General features: G+C 68.5%; 14 protein-coding genes and 4 pseudogenes. 7 read left to right on the plus strand and 11 right to left on the minus strand.

The features are described from left to right. Positions 1–6: 6 nt before the first annotated feature. Together ACFZCP_RS42435 and ACFZCP_RS42440 are read right to left on the minus strand one after the other, a co-directional pair. Positions 7–2,967, minus strand: a complete 2,961-nt coding sequence (locus tag ACFZCP_RS42435; RefSeq protein WP_391442000.1) for a hypothetical protein — start codon at positions 2,965–2,967, stop codon at positions 7–9. 404 nt (positions 2,968–3,371) lie between these two features. Next, a complete protein-coding gene (locus tag ACFZCP_RS42440; RefSeq protein ID WP_391442003.1) occupies positions 3,372–4,409 on the minus strand; it encodes a hypothetical protein in 1,038 nt (345 codons plus the stop codon). Between the two features lie 580 nt (positions 4,410–4,989). Between ACFZCP_RS42440 and ACFZCP_RS42445 the strand changes: the two genes are divergently transcribed. Beyond that, positions 4,990–5,640 (plus strand): IMP dehydrogenase, encoded by a 651-nt coding sequence (locus ACFZCP_RS42445; protein WP_391442005.1) that lies wholly within the window; start codon positions 4,990–4,992, stop codon positions 5,638–5,640. Here ACFZCP_RS42445 and ACFZCP_RS42450 read toward each other — a convergent pair. The 4 genes and pseudogenes from ACFZCP_RS42450 to ACFZCP_RS42465 all read right to left on the minus strand — a co-directional run bounded on the left by ACFZCP_RS42450 (position 5,537) and on the right by ACFZCP_RS42465 (position 8,527). Then, complete coding sequence (locus tag ACFZCP_RS42450; RefSeq protein ID WP_391442007.1) at positions 5,537–6,715, minus strand: oxygenase MpaB family protein; 1,179 nt, start codon at positions 6,713–6,715, stop codon at positions 5,537–5,539. The genes ACFZCP_RS42445 and ACFZCP_RS42450 overlap by 104 nt on opposite strands. 19 nt (positions 6,716–6,734) lie before the next feature. Then, entirely contained in the window at positions 6,735–7,781 is a 1,047-nt protein-coding gene (locus ACFZCP_RS42455) for a polyprenyl synthetase family protein (RefSeq protein WP_391442008.1), read from the minus strand. Continuing rightward, on the minus strand, positions 7,774–8,094 hold the full coding sequence (locus tag ACFZCP_RS42460) for a hypothetical protein (protein WP_391442009.1): 321 nt from the start codon (positions 8,092–8,094) through the stop codon (positions 7,774–7,776). The genes ACFZCP_RS42455 and ACFZCP_RS42460 overlap by 8 nt, the downstream gene beginning before the upstream one ends. Before the next feature lie 339 nt (positions 8,095–8,433). Further along, positions 8,434–8,527 (minus strand): annotated as a pseudogene (locus ACFZCP_RS42465). Between the two features lie 154 nt (positions 8,528–8,681). On the opposite strand from ACFZCP_RS42465, the pseudogene ACFZCP_RS42470 reads away from it, so the two are divergent. Both ACFZCP_RS42470 and ACFZCP_RS42475 read left to right on the plus strand, forming a co-directional pair. Next, positions 8,682–9,191, plus strand: a pseudogene (locus ACFZCP_RS42470) (IS630 family transposase); the annotation flags it as partial. Positions 9,192–9,338: 147 nt separating this feature from the next. Next, positions 9,339–9,902: a dihydrofolate reductase family protein gene (locus ACFZCP_RS42475; protein ID WP_391442010.1), complete on the plus strand. Its 564-nt coding sequence runs from the start codon at positions 9,339–9,341 to the stop codon at positions 9,900–9,902. 208 nt (positions 9,903–10,110) lie between these two features. Here ACFZCP_RS42475 and ACFZCP_RS42480 read toward each other — a convergent pair. Next, a pseudogene (locus ACFZCP_RS42480) lies at positions 10,111–10,282 on the minus strand (IS630 family transposase); the annotation flags it as partial. A 779-nt stretch (positions 10,283–11,061) separates the two neighbouring features. On the opposite strand from ACFZCP_RS42480, the gene ACFZCP_RS42485 reads away from it, so the two are divergent. Further along, positions 11,062–12,606 carry an amino acid permease gene (locus ACFZCP_RS42485; protein ID WP_391442011.1) on the plus strand — a complete coding sequence of 515 codons (1,545 nt, stop codon included), beginning with the start codon at positions 11,062–11,064 and terminating at the stop codon, positions 12,604–12,606. A 72-nt stretch (positions 12,607–12,678) separates the two neighbouring features. Here the strand turns inward: ACFZCP_RS42485 and ACFZCP_RS42490 are convergent, their stop codons facing one another. Beyond that, positions 12,679–12,936, minus strand: coding sequence for a hypothetical protein (locus tag ACFZCP_RS42490; protein ID WP_391442012.1), 258 nt, complete (start codon positions 12,934–12,936; stop codon positions 12,679–12,681). 27 nt (positions 12,937–12,963) lie between these two features. Here ACFZCP_RS42490 and ACFZCP_RS42495 point away from each other — a divergent pair, with 27 nt between their 5' ends. Then, a complete protein-coding gene (locus tag ACFZCP_RS42495) occupies positions 12,964–13,326 on the plus strand; it encodes a hypothetical protein (protein ID WP_391442013.1) in 363 nt (120 codons plus the stop codon). A gap of 429 nt (positions 13,327–13,755) precedes the next feature. On the opposite strand, the gene ACFZCP_RS42500 is transcribed toward ACFZCP_RS42495, so the two are convergent. Beyond that, entirely contained in the window at positions 13,756–14,100 is a 345-nt protein-coding gene (locus ACFZCP_RS42500) for a helix-turn-helix transcriptional regulator (RefSeq protein ID WP_362699925.1), read from the minus strand. 103 nt (positions 14,101–14,203) lie between these two features. Between ACFZCP_RS42500 and ACFZCP_RS42505 the strand changes: the two genes are divergently transcribed. Both ACFZCP_RS42505 and ACFZCP_RS42510 read left to right on the plus strand, forming a co-directional pair. Then, positions 14,204–15,178 carry a zinc-binding dehydrogenase gene (locus tag ACFZCP_RS42505; protein ID WP_391442015.1) on the plus strand — a complete coding sequence of 325 codons (975 nt, stop codon included), beginning with the start codon at positions 14,204–14,206 and terminating at the stop codon, positions 15,176–15,178. Positions 15,179–15,287: 109 nt separating this feature from the next. Beyond that, positions 15,288–16,247, plus strand: a complete 960-nt coding sequence (locus ACFZCP_RS42510) for an EamA family transporter (RefSeq protein ID WP_391442018.1) — start codon at positions 15,288–15,290, stop codon at positions 16,245–16,247. Positions 16,248–16,335: 88 nt separating this feature from the next. Here ACFZCP_RS42510 and ACFZCP_RS42515 read toward each other — a convergent pair. Both ACFZCP_RS42515 and ACFZCP_RS42520 read right to left on the minus strand, forming a co-directional pair. Then, positions 16,336–17,573 (minus strand): annotated as a pseudogene (locus ACFZCP_RS42515) (glycosyltransferase). After that, on the minus strand, positions 17,570–18,031 hold the full coding sequence (locus ACFZCP_RS42520; RefSeq protein ID WP_391442021.1) for a TipAS antibiotic-recognition domain-containing protein: 462 nt from the start codon (positions 18,029–18,031) through the stop codon (positions 17,570–17,572). The pseudogene ACFZCP_RS42515 and the gene ACFZCP_RS42520 overlap by 4 nt, the downstream one beginning before the upstream one ends. Between the last annotated feature and the right edge of the window lie 182 nt (positions 18,032–18,213).

The raw sequence follows: 18,213 nt of genomic DNA on the forward strand, positions 1-18,213 counted from the left end.
TACATCTCACGGGGCGAACGCCGGGCAGTACTCGTGCCAGTGGCGTGGCAGAACGCAGTCGGCGAACGTGGGGTCGGCCGGCGCGCCGGAGAAGCTCCGCTCGAGTTCGAGCGAGACGGACTTGCTGAAGAAGGCGATCCGCACGCTGACCGTGAGGGTGCCCTTGCCACGGACCACCGATGCGCGACTGTGTTTCTCGTATGCGAGCTCAAGATAGAACTCGACGGACACCGTGATGATGCCCAGCACGCACAGAAAACCGTTGCACCGCAGGTATCCGCCCAGGGAGACCTTGTCGGCGGCCGCGTCGAACTCGAAGCGGATGCCCGCCATGACCGACACACCGCCGCTCGCGACCCCGAGGTTCAGGGCCGCGCTGCCGCCGAACTCTATGGAGCCCTCGACCTGCTGTACGCCTCTCGCGTCGACCAGCATGGAGAAGTAGCCGCCGCCACCGAACAGGGAGACGGAGACGTTGAAGGGATGCGCCTTCTCGGACACCGAGAAACGGAACGAGACCGGTTTGCCGTCGAAAGGAATCACCAGCTCGGCGCCCAGCGAGACGTTCGACAGCGTGAAGACGCCGACACCGATGGCGGGAAGCGCGAGTTCGTAGCCCGCGCGGATGCCACTGGGCTGTACGTCGATGTGCGCACCGCCGCCGAAGCCGTCGGCGGGCAGAGCGCTGCGCAGGCTGTTGATGAACGCCAGCTCGTTGTGGAACTTCAGTTCCAGGCCGGTGGCCGTCACATCGGGTTTTTTGCCCGGCCCGGTCCTGAACTTCAGGTCGGCGATCTCCACTCGTGCCATGCCGCCGAAGTCCAGCGCGAAGTTGGTCAGTCTTCCGTCCACAGTGGCCTGGTCGACGGCGTCCTTCGACCGGACGGTCCGCGCGTCCAGGGTCAGCACGGCGTCGGACACGTCGAGGATATCCTTCGACTCGTCACCCGGCTGCATGTCCCGCGGCCCCAACGCGGTCTTCCAGACGTAACGCAGTTCCTTGCCCTGCCCGTCGGCCAGGTCGCGCATACGGAGCACGGGCGCCGGCAGCAGGCCGTTGGAGGCGCGCAGAATGGCCTCGATCTGGTCGTCGCCGAGCTGGCGCAGATTGCCGAGGCTGTCCTTGGCGATGTCCTGCAGGTACCGGCGGAGGTCGATGAAGCCGAGCAGCTTCGCATGGCCGAAGGCCGCCTTGATGTCGACGAGGGGAAGCGCGTCGACGACTTCTCCGGCCTGATCCGTCTTGAAGACGTTCGGGATGACGCCTGCCTGGCTTGTGATCAGCTCGACCGCGGCGTTGGGGCTGGCGACGCCGCCGGCCCTCTCCGCCCCGAAGGTGAGACCGACTGCCTTCTTGAGATTCAGGTACGCGCCCGCCGGATGCTTCTCCATGGTCTGCTGGAGAAAGGTGTCGTTGAACCTGACCGCGAGATATCCGGCGTTCGGGATGAACTGCTCGACGGCGGGAACGCGTATCTCCGCGGCGGATATGTGGGGCAGGCCGACCACGGGGCGGGCTGCCGGACCCGTGACTCCCAGCCCGAAGGTGAGCTTGCTCACTGCGTGACTCGTGCTGCCGGGAACTCCGGCCGGGGGCTGCGCCAGGGCCATCACTTGGCCCCCCATCGACCGGTTCATGCGGCTCATCAGCTTCAGGTCGACCGGGTTTGGAGATTCCGCGTTCAGGTCTCCCGCGAACAGGTCCTTCAGGCGGATCTCCTCTGTGGCCTTGTCCAGGCTGTCGGGAACGAACACCAGCGGCATGGTGAAGCTGACCTTACGATCCTCGTGGTCCGTGCCGATCAAAGTGAACTCGTGGTCGTCTCGGGTGTTTTGGAGGGCCACCCAGAAAGCGTCGTTGTCAGGCACTGGCTGCAGAAGCGGTGGGGTGACACGATCGGTGATGCGCAGCGCACGGAAGGGCATTTCGCGTCCTTCGTGCGTGAAACCGGTGTCCGATCCGTACTGGACCTCCGGCTGCTTGACGACGATGTGGTCCTCCCGTTGAAGGTAGGCGACGATTCCGTCGTTCGGGCGCGCCACGAACAGCCGTCTGAGCTCCGATACGAGCAGGGCTTCATGACCGGTGGACAAGTGGCCGCGGCTGACGACGCGTATGTACTGGTCACGCCCCAGGCCTGTGATGTGCTCGTACGCCGCCAGGTTCGGGGGGCGTTTCCCCAGCTCTCGGAGAAGTTGCTCGACGGTGGTCGGCAGCGGCTCCCAGTCGCCTTTCAAGTGGGCGGAAGCGCCCAGAGGCGTGACGATGAACTGCTCCGCGCGCAAGGGCGCACCGGGGACTTCGACGGGCGTGCTGCCGCCCGGTCCGGGCAGCTTGGCTCGGCTGCTGAGGGTGACGATGTCCTCCAGCTTCTCGACGGTCAGCGGGTTGTTCGCGGTCAGTCCACTGCGGTTCGCGGCCGTGGCGAAGGCCCTCAGTAGCACCTCGCCGTCCAGGGCGCCGTGCAGCCGCGCGTGCCACAACGCGGTGCGGCCGTCGACCTGTTGAGGTTCCCGTCGGCCCACCCAGTCCACGGGCTCGTCGTAGGTGATCAGCAACCGGGTGGGGAACTCGATGACACTTCCGGGGATGCCCTGGAAGACCGTCGACCCCGCCGTGTCCGGGCTCGTCAGGCCCTTCGGCACCGTGATCGGAACCAGACGCGCCCAGTTGAGCAACGAGGCCAGCGACAGCTCCAGGCCGTCGATGTCGGGCGGTACCGAGAAGGCCAGCTGGGTCGAGTCCGCGGTCACGGCCTTCATGGGACCAAGTGCGGTGGGGACGGTGCTCAGCGGTGCAGGCACCTCCTCCAGCACATGCTGCGGCGGCAGCCCGACAAGGATGAACATGGGTGCGCCCGGATCCCGCCGCACGAGGCGGCTGCCGTCGAATCGCAGGTTGACGAGGCCTATGTCGACGACGAGCATGTCCGCCGGCCGCACCACCCGGAACGGCCCCTCTGCCACGTCCTCGTTGTGCGGATCGGGGTGCGGGGGTCCGTCCGGGCCCGGGCCGGGACGAGGAGGACGCCTCCCATCACCTCCTCCGCCACGGCCGCCACCGAACCCTCCGCCAAAGTGACCACCATGGTCGCCGCCGTGTTCGCCACCAGGATGGTTCCGCACTTCATGCCACAGGCGCAGGGCGACGGAAGGAGGGGGGTTGAAAGACATGACGAACGCCTCATCCGAGGTCGTGAAAGGGATGCGCGGCGACGCCGCTCACCTCTCTTCCATGTTCACTCCGCTGGCGGATCCCCGCCACCGGGCGGCGGCACGATGGCGTCGGCGCCAAAGACGCACGAAGAAAGCGAGCCGCGAGCCCTTGCACATCCGGAGCGACTCGGCGGGCGTACGCACTGGTTGCCGATTCAAGGAAAGAGGAACGCCGCGATCGCGGTGTCGAACACTTGTGAAACCGGTTTGACGGATGCGTCGTTGGCGAACGGCCGGTTCTGGAAGACCAGGACGAAACGGCTTCCCGTGGACTTCTCCTGGACGATCGCCGCTTCGGACGCCACCGCCTGCTCACTGGGGGTGCCGCTGTGGACGGAGCCGAGGCCGATCTTCGATTGCAGCATGCTGAACTGCACCGTCGGGTCACGGTCCAGGAACGTGTGCCTGCGCTCCACGGCCTTGGTCAGGAGATCCAGCATGGCAGCGTCGCTCGGTCCGTCGACCAGGGGCGCGTTGCCGGCCAGGAAGGTGAACAGGCGGGCCATCTGCCGGACGGATGTCCCCTGCGCGGTGGGCGTGTCGTTGACACACGGGATGCGCTGCGGCGGAAACCCGTTCGAGTAATCGCCGCACAGCCACATCCCGTCGGCCGTCCGGGGCGTGCTGGTGGCGCTCTCGTCGAAGAATCCCGCGGTGGAGGCCCCTTCGGTGAGATAGCCGAAGCCGACACCGTGCACCACGACACCCGTCGCGACGTCGTCGCCTTCGGCGATGGAACCGGTGAGACTGGTCTGGAAGTTCGTGGAGAACGTGACGGTGGAATCCGCCTGCACCGTGAAGATCTGGTCCCACCGGGGAAGTATGAACCCGGTGAGATTGACGCCGGTGAGCTGCGTCACGCGGACGTCATTGATGATGTCGTCGAATTCGCTGTGCAGCAGTGGAATGACATCGGCGGGTTGAGGCTGCTTTTCCGTGACAAGTTCGTTGGCGGCTCGCAGAAGTTCGAAGGACGCCCACATCGACGTTGCCTTGAGCAGGCTGGCGGAGAAATGGATTTCGCTCTCAAGATGTCCGGCGAAGCCATGGGGCGCGGAGTCATTGAGCGCGACGATGCCCAGGGGCACATTGCTCAGCCCAGGCGGGGCGGCGGCCAACGCGTTGTCGAATGCTTGCTGCAGAGCTGAGTCAGGTCCGAGCAGGTCGGACTTGAGGTCGGGGAAGATCGGCATGGTGAGCTCCAGGGCCCGGCCGGGTCCGGGCAGACCGACTCCCGGTGGCGAAGACCGAACGCGTCCGCGGACCCGGCCGCATCGCGACCGGGAATCCCCGTCGCCGTACCAGCTTCGCTTGTACGTCCATGGTGGCCCCATCGGGACTGCTCTCGCATCCGGGTGAGCCGCGGACCACGACCGGTGCCGACCGGCCCTGCCGGTACGAGCAACGGGCCGACCTGCGATTACTGAACCACCAGCCAGCAGCCCCCCAAGGATCAATCGCGGGGCAGCCGGTGATGGGTGAGCAGGTCGGTGCATCGTCTCGTACGGTCCGGCCGTCTCGCTGTCAGACCTCCGTGGTGCATTGTTCCTGATCCAGAGAACAATCATCAGGGGAGGCACGTCATGGGAGCCCGTTCGTACGACGCACGGTACGAGGAGGTCCACAGGGCGGCGGTGGCCGCAGTCGACCTCCTGCGCCGCCTGGCGGCCGAACAGGACCAGGGCGCCCCTGCGCTGCCCACCGACGTTGAGGTCGTGCGCTTTCTGGGCCGTGCACTCCGGACCGGTACCCCCGGTCCGTCGGCCGCCCCGAGTGCCGATCTGCTCCGATGGGGGACTGGTGCACGACTCCCACGTGGCTCTGGCGCTGGCGATGGGAGCCGACTTCGTCATGATGGGGCGTTACTTCGCGCGCTTCGACCAGGCGGCCGGTGCGAAGCTGCCCACCCGTGACGGCTTCGTGGAGGAGTACTGGGGTGAGGGCTCGAACCGGGCCCGCAACTGGCAGCGCTACGGCCAGGGAGACCAGGCGCTGCTCTTCGAGGAAGGCGTGGACGGCTACGTGCCCTACGCAGGTGACCTCGATGAAGGGCTTGCCCTGACCGTCGCCAAGGTCAGGACCACGATGGTCTCCTGCGGCTCCAAAACCCTGCCGGAGTTCGGTCGGAATCACCCCTTCCCGCTGGCAATTCGGGAACGCCGGCGGATGCTGCGCGAATTCCCGATCTCCTCGCGGGCCGGTATCGCGGTCATGGCGGTCGCCGTGCGGACAGTGGCGGCCAGATGTACAAGCGGACTTGAGGTCCCACGCCGACGCGGGGCGAGGCCTGCCACCGGCCTCGCCCCGCGCGTGCAGGGCGTCAGACCACCGTCGACGCAGGGGGCGTCCAGCGGTGGGTGCGGGACCGCTGGGAGCGGACGCCGTAACCCGACTTCAGCTCCTCCGGGATCGCGTACTGCATGACCCGGCCGCGCGTGAGGGAAGCCAGCTCGAAGGTGGTCAGAAGGCTGCCCGCCTTGTCGAGCGCCCACTCGCCCAGCGGGCTGCTGTCCTCGATGGTCTCCAGGATGTTCAGGACGTGTGGGATCGCTTTGGCAGCCGTGTCCCAGGGCGTGCGGGGCAGCTGGAGCCAGTCGCCGATGGTGTCCCCGACGAGGAAGCGGATGGTGGCGGAGACGATCGGGTCGAACAGGGTGCCGGGGACGACGTCCTCGTACATCTTCACCAGCTGCTGGTTGAGGCGTACGCCCTCTTCCGACGGGCCGAGGTTGCGCAGCAGGTAGAGGTCGGCGTACTCGCGTGCCTCCGTGAGGTTCCCGGGGGCCGCCTCCATGTCGCAGCCCAGGATCGCGCCGACGACCTTCCAGGCGTAGTAGTACGCCTCGGCGCCCTCCTCGCTCATGTGGATGCCCAGACGGTCCATGGCGTCCAGGACGAGGATGGAGAAGCAGATCTGACCGCCGATCATGTCCTCCTGACACAGCGGTACACCGTCCTGCGCCACGTCCCAGGCCTCGGAGCGGGTCAGGTGGTAGCGGATCGCGGCGTGCAGCAGCCGGACCTTCTGGGCAGCCGGGATGAACTTGCTGCCCTCCTCGAAAGCGTTGGTCTGCATGAGGTAGGTGACGAACTGGCCGGTGTTCGCCATGCGGCGCGAGGGATAGTCCATCGAGTGGGTGGAGGCCAGCAGCCGGGCCACGCGGGGGATGGCGTACGTGGCCGGCATCGCGGCGAAGGACAGGCCGGTGTTGATGTGCGCGGCGTTGTCCATGAAGAACAGCCGGGCGCGCTCCATCACGTCCCAGTCCACCCAGGAGGGGGGCATGCCGGTGGTCTGGAGGAAGGACTCGGCCGAGGCCGGAAGCCCTTCGGGCAGGCGGGTCCCCGCGGTGCTGAAGAAGCGCATGAGGGTGTTGAAGTCCTTCACTTCTCCTTTCTCGAACATGGCAGCGACGGTGTCGTCCGCCAGCGAGTCGCCTTGCTGGCGCAGTGCGGTAAGTGTCGCCTCGGTGTAACGGGGCGTGATGGGAGTGGTCATGATTCGTGATCGCCTTTGGTCAGAGGGGGCGGTTGGCCGATGTCGTCGCCAGGTCGCGCAGCGCCGTGTAGGTGGCACGGGGCAGGGGGACGGTCTCCAGTGCCTGGTGCGCCTGCGTCAGCCGCGCGGTGATCATGTCTTCGACCTTTCGGCAGGCTCCGCTGGTCTTCATCAGCGCCCGCACGTGGGCCGCGTCGACCTCGTCGAGGTCGGGGCGGCCCACCGTCTTGGTCAGGCTCCGCCGGTCGTCTTCGGAGACGAGGGCGAGGGTGAGGGCCATGAGCGCGGTGGGTTTGCCGTCCCGCAGATCGTCGAGGTTGGGCTTGCCGGTCAGGGACGGGTCACCGAAGGTGCCCAGCAGGTCGTCCCTGAGCTGGAACGCCTCGCCCAGCGGGAGTCCGTACTCGGTGAAGGCCTGAAGCAGTCGCTCCGAGGCGCCGCCCAGCGTCGCGCCCAGGTGCAGGGGGCGTTCGACCGTGTACTTGGCCGTCTTGTACTGGGCCACTTGCAGCGATTCTGCGACCTGCGGCACCCCGTCGCCGGTACGTAGCACCTCCAGGAACTGGCCCGCCACGGTCTCGCGAAGCAGAGCCGACCACAGGGGTACCGTGCGCGCGATGAACGCTCCCGGCAGTCCGCACGTGGCGAAGACCTGGCCTGCGTATCCCATGAGGAGGTCGCCCAGCATCATCGCCAGCGCTGCGGGTCTGCCTCGTTCCGGTCCGCAGCCCCCGGCCCGGTCGGCGAAGGCGGCGTGAGCCGTGGGCACGCCGTGGCGTACGCGACTGTCGTCGATGATGTCGTCGTGCGTGCACGCCGCAGCGTGCACCAGCTCCATCGCCGCCGCCGCACGGATGATGCCGTCGCAGTCCGGCTGCCCCGCGGCGCGCCACCCCCAGTAGAGGAACGCGGCTCGCAGCCGCTTGCCCTGCGCGAGGGAGCCGCGCAGCTGTTCACACAGCGGGGCCAGTTCGGCCGAGACCTTGAGGAGAAGGGCCGACTCCCTCTCCGCCAGGCGCAGGAGGTGTGCATCCACACGCCGCTTGAACTCCTCGGAGTCACCCATCGCCGGCCGCGCTCCGCTGCGCGACGACCTTGCGGGCCAACAGCTCCAGGTAGTTGTCGGAGTCCTGCGTCACCCGGCGCGCCGCCAGTTCACCGCGGGCGTGCAGTTCCTTCATGCCGTCCGTGAGGAGGTGGGGCAGGTCGGGGCGGGGGCCTGTCTGCCGGCCGCGGTCAGCGAGCTGGCGCAGTTGGTCGAAAGCCAGGTCGGCGAGGCCCAGGGCCAGCAGGCCCACCTGGCTCAGGGCCGTGAGAGAGGTGGAGGGCGGCGGGGAGGCGGGGGGTGTGGTGATGGGATCCTGCGTGGGGTCGGGCATGCGTCGATCTCCTGCCGCGTGATGTGAGCCGATAAGGACTTCATCACTCGTAACGATCTTCGCGGCGGGAGGGCGCGGAGGGTGGGGGCTCGCTCTTATGTCTGAAAGCGTGGCGGGCCGTCTGGTGGTGGTGCCCGGCCCGCCGGCGCCGACGGGCCGACAGGGGGGCGGGGCAGGGGAGCGGGCATCGGCTGTGGCGCTGGGCGGGACGGAGACCGTCGCGCGCGTGAGCGGTTCAACTCGGCTTGCGTTTGCCGGCGTTGTCTTCCGCCCGAGCCTGTTCATGCATCGGTGGCTGGTTCTGACGGAGCGGGGACAAGATCAGAGGGTTCGGTATTGCGGAGAGGGCAGGATTCGAACCTGCGTGGGCCGCGTGGGCCCGACCTTGAGGCGTGCTCGCTGGTCCCCGATCAACCACTCCGGGCACCTCTCCCTGCTCCCGGCCCCGATTGGTGCGGCGCCGTTCACGTGAACAACAATGTCAGGGCCTCCTGACAGGACGCTGACGGGTCGCTGATCAGCCCGGGAGATCCGTGGCCGCGGCCGCGCAGTTCGGGTGTCTGCGGAGCCCACACTCCCTCCGAACTGGTCTTTCCGGTCAGCTGTGGACGCGGAGGCTGGTAGGCGAGCTGATCTTCAAGCTGTACAGGGTCTGCTTCACCGAGCCGGGGGTGGGCAAGTACCTCAAGCGGTTGGGGCTGACGTTCCAGCGGCCGGACAAGCGGGCGGTCGAGCAGGATCCGGAGGCGGTCCGGATCTGGCGCGAGGAGACGTGGCCGGCTATCCGGGCTGAGAACGGGGTAGTGCTGGTCGCCGACCAGGTCGGCATCCAGTCGGACCAGGTCACCGGTCGCACCTGGGGAGCCAGGGGTACGACGCCGGTCGTGCACCGCACCGGGAACCGGTTCTCGGTGAACGCGATGTCCGCGATCAGCACCAAGGGGCGGATGCACTTCATGGTCTTCACCGAGTCGTTCGACGCGAAGGTCATGTGCCGCTTCCTCACCCGGCTCGTCGGCCACGTCGACCGCAAGGTTCATCTGGTCGTGGACCGGCACTCGACCCACCGTTCGAAGGCCGTCCGGGCCTGGCTCGCTGCGGTCGGCACGTCGGCTACGTCATCGACGAGGGAACCCCAGCAGTTTCTGACCAACTACGCTCACACCAGCCGCATAACCCGTGTCCAGGATTCGGGGTCAAGGCCCGTCTGGACTTCCGAGACCGACTGACGGGATGCTGGCGCTATGCGGAGACTGCTCTACGGCATGAACCTGTCCCTGGACGGCTATGTCGCCGCGCCCGGCGACGACCTCAGCTGGAGCGGGCCGAGCGACGAGCTGTTCCAGTGGTGGCTCGACCAGGAGCGGGCGATCAGCCTGTTGCTGTATGGGCGCAAGCTGTGGGAGACCATGAGCGCCTACTGGCCGACCGGCGACCAGCAGCCGGGCGCCACCCCAGCGCAGATCGAGTTCGCGCGGAACTGGCGGGACACGCCGAAGGTGGTGTTCTCCTCGACGGTCGACAAGGTCGACTGGAACACTCGCCTGGTCACCGGCGACGCGGTCGCGGAGATCACTCGGCTCAAGGCCGAGGACGGTGGGCCGATGAGGGTCGGTGGCGCAGCGCTCGCCGGGGCGGCGATGCGGGCCGGGCTGATCGACGAGTACACGATCGTCACCCATCCGGTCCTGGTGGGTAGCGGTACACCGTTCTTCACCGCGCTGGACAGCTGGGTGAGCCTGAACCTGGTGGAGACACGGACATTTCCCGGCGGCGTGGTCCTGACCAGGTACGAGACGAGGCGCTGAACGCGCTGGTCGAGAGGTGGGACATCGACGACGACCAGCGACGGATCGGGTCACGTCCACAGACCGTCGGCGAGCAGTTCGCGGTCGAACAGCCGCTGCTGGTATCGGAGCGGGTGCGGGCGCTGCTGCGGGTCACGCTGTGCGCGGTCGCCTATGACGGCGCAGTGCGGGAGCTGGCCTGAGCGCAGCCGGAGGGGGGTCCCTCGCGCGCCTGCTCGGCCTCGGACAGGACCTGATGATCACCCGCACGCCGGCCCCGCGGACGGGACAGCAGCGCGTCCCGGCCGCCCGCCTGCCACCTCGCCCACCACTTGCCCACGGCCCTGACCGACACCCTCCGACCGGCCCCGGCCCTCCACCAGCGCGGATACCGCCAGCAAACGCACAGCCTCCTGCGCGTCCGGTGACCAGGTCCGCGCATCTCCCACCAGATCATTCACACACCGTCAACGAGCGCGAACACAAAGCGCTTCGGATCAATATCAGTACAGCCGATTCCTAAGGTATTCCGGCAAACCTTTCAAGGAGGGCTGGATGCGGCCATGAGGCGTCGTTGCGGAGCCGGCCAGCCTCCGTCCCGTACCCCGTCCGGACGGGCGGCGGCTTCGAGGAGGCTCTGGGGCAAATGCTTCAGCTGGACCGTGTGCAGGTGGGCGCCCTGCTCTCCGTCGAGCTCGGACTCGTCGAACGGCGGGGCGTCAGCCGGGCGGGCACCGTGTGGAGGGTCGAGCGTGTCCCGAAGCGAGGGCTCGGCGTGGAGCCGTCGCGGCCGCTGCGGGAGCCGTGTCGTCCGCCGGCGACCCGCGCGGGAGGTTCGGTGCCCTGCGGTATCGACCGAGCTGTGGGGGCCCGGGGCCGCCGTGAGGCCCTCAAGGTCGGCGCGGGCGGGGTCCGCGCAACCAGCAGTCTCGCGTACGAAGAGGGTCGCGACCGCCAGGCGGTGCGTGAGCGCTCCATGGGGGGCAGCCCCGCTGCAGGGCTACTTGGAGCCGCATCGGCTTCCTGGCGGGGCACCGATGCCGTTTCGTAACCGGCGTTTCGACGTCAGCCTCTTGCGTTCGACCCAGCCGACAGCAAAGGTATCGCAACAAACCTTTGGTCCGGTCGGGGAGCGGAACGCCGGATCCACTGGCACCGGCCCGAGCCCGAGGAGGCCCGAATGCCCACCGACGAGTCAGTGACACAGCCGGAGCGCACAGGAGCTCTGTCCGAAGACGCCCAACGCCTGCACGAACTCGGCTACGCCCAGGAACTGGCACGCTCGATGTCGGCGTTCTCGAACTTCGCGATCTCCTTCACCATCATCTCCGTCCTGTCCGGCTGCCTGACGCTCTACGGCTTCGGGATGGTCACCGGCGGCCCGGCGATGATCACCTGGGGCTGGCCGCTGGTCGGCGTGATGACTCTCTTCGTGGGCCTGGCCATGGCCGAGGTCTGCTCCAGCTACCCCACGGCGGGAGGCCTGTACTACTGGGCGGCCAAGCTTGCCCCGTCCAACGGCGCAGCCTGGTCCTGGTTCACCGGATGGTTCAACTTCCTCGGTCAGGTGGCCGTGACCGCGGGCATCGACTTCGGTGCAGCGTTCTTCCTCAACGCGCTGCTCGACCTGCAGTTCGGGTTCTCGGCCACACCCGGCCACACCATCCTCCTGTTCGGGATCGTGCTCGCCGCCCACGGAGCACTGAACACCTTCAACGTCAGGCTGGTCTCCGTCCTCGGCAACGTCAGCGTGTGGTGGCACATACTCGGCGTGGTCGTGATCGTCGGCGCGCTGGCGATCTTCCCGGCCAAACACCAGTCCGCGAGCTTCGTCTTCACCCACTTCGTCAACGGCACCGGCTGGCACTCCGGCCTCTACGTCGGACTCCTCGGCCTGCTCCTTGCCCAGTACACCTTCACCGGCTACGACGCCTCGGCGCACATGACCGAGGAGACCCATGACGCGGCCAAAGCCGGGCCGCGCGGCATCGTGATGTCGATCCTCGTCTCCCTGGTCGCCGGCTGGATTCTGCTGCTGGGCATCACCTTCGCCATCCAGAACTACGACGGAGCCCTCGCCACTACCACCGGCGTCCCCCCGGCGCAGATCTTCATCGACGCCCTCGGCGCCACCGGCGGCAAGCTGCTCCTGCTGATCGCGATCGGCGCGCAGTTCTTCTGCGGAATGTCCTCGGTCACCGCGAACTCGCGGATGATCTACGCCTTTTCCCGTGACGGCGCCCTGCCCGGCTCGCAGGTATGGCATCGCATCAACAAGCGAACTCAGACACCCACCAACGCGGTCTGGCTGGCAGCCGGCGGCGCCTTCTTCCTCGGGCTGCCCTACCTGTGGAACGCCACCGCGTACGCAGCCGTCACCTCCATCGCCGTCATCGGCCTGTACATCGCCTACGTCCTGCCCGTCTTCCTTCGGCTGCTCCAGGGCGACCGCTTCGAACGCGGCCCCTGGCACCTCGGCCGCTGGAGCAGACCGATCGGCATCATCGCGGTCGCCTGGACGCTGATCATCACAGTGCTGTTCATGCTGCCCACGGCCAGCCCCGTGACCGGCAAGAACTTCAACTACACCCCGGTTGCCGTACTCGTCGTCTTCGGCTTCGCCGCAGTGTGGTGGCTGATCTCGGCACGCCGGTGGTTCACCGGACCGAGGGTCCAGGGCAGCGCCGAGGAACTGGCCGCGATCGAGCACGAACTCGAATTCTGACGCGCACTGTTCGCCGCAGCCGCAGCCGCAGCCGCAGCCGCAGCCGCAGCGGTCAGCCGAAGCCGTCAGCCTTCAGGCGTCAGGAGCTGGGGCCGGGCCGGGGCTGCTGCTACGGCCGGGCTCGGCCTGGCCGGTGGGCAGGGAGAGGCCGGCGTAGACCTGGTTGAGGACGGTGGGCAGCAGGGCCTGGGTGGTGGTCCGTCCTTCGGGCGACAGGGTCAGGTTCGTCCAGATCACGAGCGTGACCTTGTTGTCCGGGTCGTAAGGCCCTGGACGCGCGAACACGCCGGCTGGCCGAGCGGCGAACAGGCCGGGCGCGGTCGGAGCCATGGGCCCCTGGTCGGATACGGTGACGGGATGACCGAGAGCCTGCCTGCCGACGTGGCCGATGTGCTTGCGGCAGTCCTGGACACGGACGATCCGGTTCATGCCGCGCTCCGAAGGCAGGTTCCGCACCTCGGCGTGCGAACTCGCTGCACATGCGGGTGCGGTACCGCCTACTTCGAACTCGACGCCGGCAAGGTCGAGCCCGCGCCCATCGGCCCCGGCACTGTCGTGGCGGCCGAAGCGCAGATCGTCACCGAGGCCGGAGAGCGCCCTGGCGAGATCCTGGCCTTCACACAGGGTGACTACCTGTCGTGGCTTGAAGTCTGCTCGTGGAGCGAGGACATCGAGGTGACACTGGCCGCCGCGCGTCACTGGCTGCAGCCACGCTCCTGATCCCGGACGGCCGGCGCCCAGCGGTTTCTGATCTCCACGACACCGCGATCCGACCGGCATCACGAGTTCAAGTCCAGTAGTCGGCGCCCTCTTCCTCGGGGTTCGCATCGCAGGCTCGGCGAGGTCGAAGGACTCGAAGTCAGCCTCGCCGGCGCCCTGGCCGAACTCGCCCGGCTCGACGTCGACCAGGCCCGCAGTCGGCAGACCGCCGGCCCCGCGATGCCCTCCTTCGCCCGGCTCGCCGGACGCAGCTCCAGCGCCCGCCCTCCTCGCCACGGCCGGGAGGGCGCTGACGCCCGAGCAGGAACCAGCCGGGGAAGCACGACATGGGGCGCAACCTGTCGGCAGGGCTGGTTCAAGCCCTGGTGCTCGCAGTGGAGAGCACACTCGGTCTCTTCGCCGGGCGCCCGACGGGCGTGCCGACGGGCGTCAGGAGGCTTTGTCGTCGCGGAGTGCGAGATCGAGCAGACCGGGGAAGCGGGCGTCGAACTCTTCCCGCCGCAGCCGGTTGAGCCGCTTGGGTCCGTCGTCGCGCTGTTCGACCAGCCCGGCGGCGCGCAGGACCGAGAAGTGGTGGCTCTTGGCCGCCCGGCCGATGGGAACGTCGAAGTTGCTGCAGCTCAGGGACCAGTCGGGATGGTCGGCGAGGGTGCGTACCAGCTGGAGTCGGACCGGGTCGGCGAGTGCGGTCAGTGCGGTCAGCAGCGGGACCTCGTCGGGGTGCGTGAAAACGGGTACCGGCCGGTGGCTCTTGCCCGGGGTCCTGTCCGTCATCGCTCGCCTCTCCGGTGTTGCCTTTTGCGGAGTGTTCGATGAACATCATACAGTGCAAGTGTTCGCTTCCCATCGAACACTCTCGGGAGAGGTGGTTCTGCGTATGCGTGCGGTCGAGTTCCAGGAGTACGGCGGCCCCGACGTGCTGCGTCTGGTCGAGGCCGAGGTTCCCGGGCCCGGCGCGGGGCAGGTGTCCATCGACGTCGCGTGGGCGGGCGTCAACTTCGCCGACCTCAAGGCCCGGGCCGAGGGGTACCGGGTCGCCTCGCTGCCCCACCGTCCCGGCCTGGAGGTGTCCGGGCGCATTCGGGCCGTCGGCGAGGGTGTGACGGGGCTGCGGGAGGGGCAGGAAGTCGCCGGTCTCGTGCAGGGCGGCGGATACGCCGACGTGGTCGTCGCCGAAGCGGCGGCCGTGTTCGTGTTGCCCGGCGGCGTGGACCTGCGCACCGCGGCAACCGTGCCGACGGTGCTGCCGACCGCACACGCCCTGGTCCACGAGGTGGGCCGGCTGCAGGCCGGGGAGAGCATTCTCGTGCAGGGCGCTGCCGGCGGTATCGGAACGGCGGTGGGGCAGCTGGCCCGAGCGGCGGGAGCCGGCGCCGTGTACGGGGTGACCTCCAGCAGGGCCAAGGCCGAGTACGCCCGCGCGCACGGCTACGACGACGTGTTCCTGGCCGACACCTTCGACCACGACGTACACCGCGCCACCGGCGGCAGGGGCGTCGACCTGGTTCTCGACGCGGTCGGCGGAGACACACTGCGCCGCGGACTGGAAGCGCTGGCCGTCTTCGGGCGCCTCGTCTCCTTCGGCAACGCGAGCGGCGCCGACCCATGGCACACCGGACAGGCCGACCTTGTCACCCGCTCCCTGTCCGTCAGCGGCTTCTCCGTCCTGGCCCTGGCCGGCACGGCACCGAACGCCCTGCGCGAGCTGACCGCCCGCGCACTGCGCACCGTCGCCGAAGGGACCTTGTTCCTGCCCGTCACCGCGGAATTCCCACTGCAGGACGCGGCCGAGGCCCACCGCCTCATGGGCGGCCGCACCTCCACCGGCAAGCTCCTGCTGCACGTCGCCTGAGACGAACACCCCCCGACCGGAGCGCTGCAGGCACTCCGGCCGCGCCCGGTACCACACACCGGCTCCGGACGTCCCGCGCCTCCAGAGCCTTGGACCATGGACGAGAACGATGCAACTTGGCAGTGCGCCCCAGGGAATCTCGGCCGTGGTGGGCAAGGTGCCCGCCCCCTGTCTGGTCCTGGTCGGAGTCTGCGGGATCCAGTTCGGCGCGGCACTCGCTCCCCGTGCGTATGCCCAGGTGGGTTCCGCCGGCGTGGTGTTCCTGCGCCTCCTGATCGCGAGCGTCATGCTGTGCGTGATATGGCGGCCGCGGCGCGCGTCCCTGAACCGGACGAAGGGAGCCTGGCCGGCCATGCTCGGCGCGGGCACCCTGCTGGCCTGCCATCACATCGCGTTCTTCGCGGCGGTGGAAAGCGACGTCCCGCTCGGCGTCGTCGCCACGATCGAGTTCCTCGGCCCCTTCACCATCGCCCTGGCCGCTTCCCGGCGCCCGGCCGACCTGGTGCCGGCCTGCCTGGCGGCAGGCGGCGTGGCACTGCTGAGCGCAGGCAACGCCGTCTCCCTGCCACCGGGCGGCATCGTCCTGGCCGCCCTGGCAGCCTGCTGCTGGGCCGGATACATCCTCGTCTCCGCCCGCATGGCCAGGCTGACCGACGGAGGTCAGGCACTGGCGGTCGTCTTCACCTGGGCCGCCCTGGTGAGCGCACCGTACGGCATCCTGCACGGTGGAGCAGCGTTGCTGGACCCACACGTGCTGTGGGTGGTTGCAGTGGTCGCGGTCGCCTCCAGCGTCCTGCCCTACTCCCTCAACCTCGAGGCACTGCGCCGGATCCCGCCCCGGATCTTCGGCGTCCTCACCAGCCTGGAACCAGCCGCCGGAGCCGTGTTCGGCCTGGCTGTCCTGGGACAGCACCTTCGCTGGCCGCAATGGCTCGGCATCGCAGCAGTCGCCGGCGCCTCCGCGGGTGCAACCCTGGTGAGTTCGAAGAAGGAGCCGCGCGCCCGGAACGCGAGTGGCTCTGCCGTTGAGTCGAGCGCCGCTGGCGGTGTTACGGCCGCACGTGGCTGATCCTGGCTCCGGAGCACGTGCGCCTGTGCCTGGAGGGGCATGAGCTTCCTGTACGAGTTCCCCGTGGAGCGGCTACATGTGGAAGGCGTCATCCGCCGGTCAGCTGCTGGATGGCCTTGAGCGCTCGGCTTGCTCCGTCCTCGGTCGTCAGGCGTTGTGCCGCTCTCGCGGCGGCTCGTGTGAATGCCTGCTCCTTCACTATGCGGCCGAGTGAGTCGGCGAGCACTATGCGGCCGAGTGAGTCGGCGAGCCGTTCGGCGGTGAGGGAGCGGAAGGGGATCGGGTCGGTGGCGGCGCCGAGGGCTGCAAGACGCCCCGCCCAAAACGGCTGGTCCGCGGTCACCGGTGCGGTGACCGCGGGCACTGCGGCGCGCAACGCGGCGGTCGACGTGCCGGCCCCGGCATGGTGGACCACGGCAGCCAGTCGCGGGAACAGCAGGGCATGCCGTACGTCACCGATGGTGAACACGTCGTCGTCGGCCGCGAGCCCGGCACTGCCGGCCTGAACAATGCCTCACAGCCGGGCGCGACGCAGGGCTCGCACCGCGATCTCGCTCAGACGTTCGCCGTCGCCCGCCGCCATCCTCCCGAAGCTGATGAGGACGGGCCGAGGTCCGGCACGAAGGAAGTCCTCCACGTCCGTGGGCAGCCGTTCGGTTTCCTCGTGACAGGGCCACCAGTTGCCCACGACTTTCAGGCCGGAACGCCAGTCGCAAGGGCGTGGCACCAGTGCGGTGCTGAACCCGTGCAAGAGGGCCAGTTCGTCTGTTCCTGCCGTCGGCGCATCGCGGAGGCGGAGACCGAGGGCAACCGGAGGCGGTGGCGTAGCCCTGCGACCGCCCGCTCGCAGATACGGTCGGTCATCCGCAGAGCGAAGGGTCCGCTTGCTCGGTTGGCGAGGCGGCCCCATGGGCGGGAGGCGGTGACAACGGGCGGGAAGTCGCCGGTCGGTGCGGTGGGCTGGAGGTAGACGCCGAGGCTCGGTATGACCGTGGCCTCGGCGAGGTGCCAGTCGAGCGGGGCAGTGGTGGTCGACAGCAGGAGCAGATCTGCACCCTCGGCCATCGCGTTGGTCAACCCCTGGCCCAGTTCGGTCCTGAACGCGGCCGCGGCACGCATCAGGTCACGTCCGCCCCGGACGGCGCCGTGCACCCGCGGGTCGGCGGGGAGACTGCTGAATGCCAGCCCGGCGTCGCGTGCCAGGGGTGCGAAGGTGTCGGTGGTGGCGAGGACGACGTCGTACCCGGCCCGGCGCAGTTCGGCGCCCAGGCCCGTATAGGGGGCCACGTCGCCGCGCGATCCGGCCGCGGCGATCAGGATCCTCATCGGTGCTCCTTGGAATCAGTACGATCGCCGGCGTGGCGGGCTGCGTTGGCGTGGACCGCCCTGCACGCATAGGCAGCCAGGCCCGGACGTTGCTGGGAAGGCGGAACAACCAGGGCGAACGCGCATGGATCGGCGACGAAGTCGTCCGCAATCCGCCGGTACATCTCGGGCGGGCAGGAAGTGAACCAGCGTGAGATGTGCAGACGGTGCTCCTCGGCGAGGTCCATGGCCCGTTCGCCACCGCTCGGCGTCCCCTCGTCGAAGGCTGCGAGCAGCTCCGCACGCCAGGCGGCGCCTCGCCCATGAGCTGCTGCCAGTCCTCCTTGGCGTGGGCAGCAGCGCGCGCCATCGCCTCGCGCTGTCCCTGTGAATGTGCCCACTTCAAGCTCTGCCTGGGTGGCGCAGCTCAGGTCGAAGGTGATCTCACCGAAGACCTCGAAGCGTTCCTGAGGAGTCATGGACACCCCGGTCTGCTGGACCTCGATGGACCGGGTCGCCAGGCGGTGAAGACCGGCTCGATCAAAGTCCAGCGGGCATCGGACACGTCACTGCGATACCGACGACGAGCACTTACACACGACCGCCAACGCCAGCAGTAACAAAAACATCCCTGACCCCTGCACGGGGCACCGACGAAGTG

Source organism: Streptomyces sp. NPDC007971 (assembly GCF_042958635.1).
Taxonomy (GTDB): Bacteria; Actinomycetota; Actinomycetes; order Streptomycetales; family Streptomycetaceae; genus Streptomyces.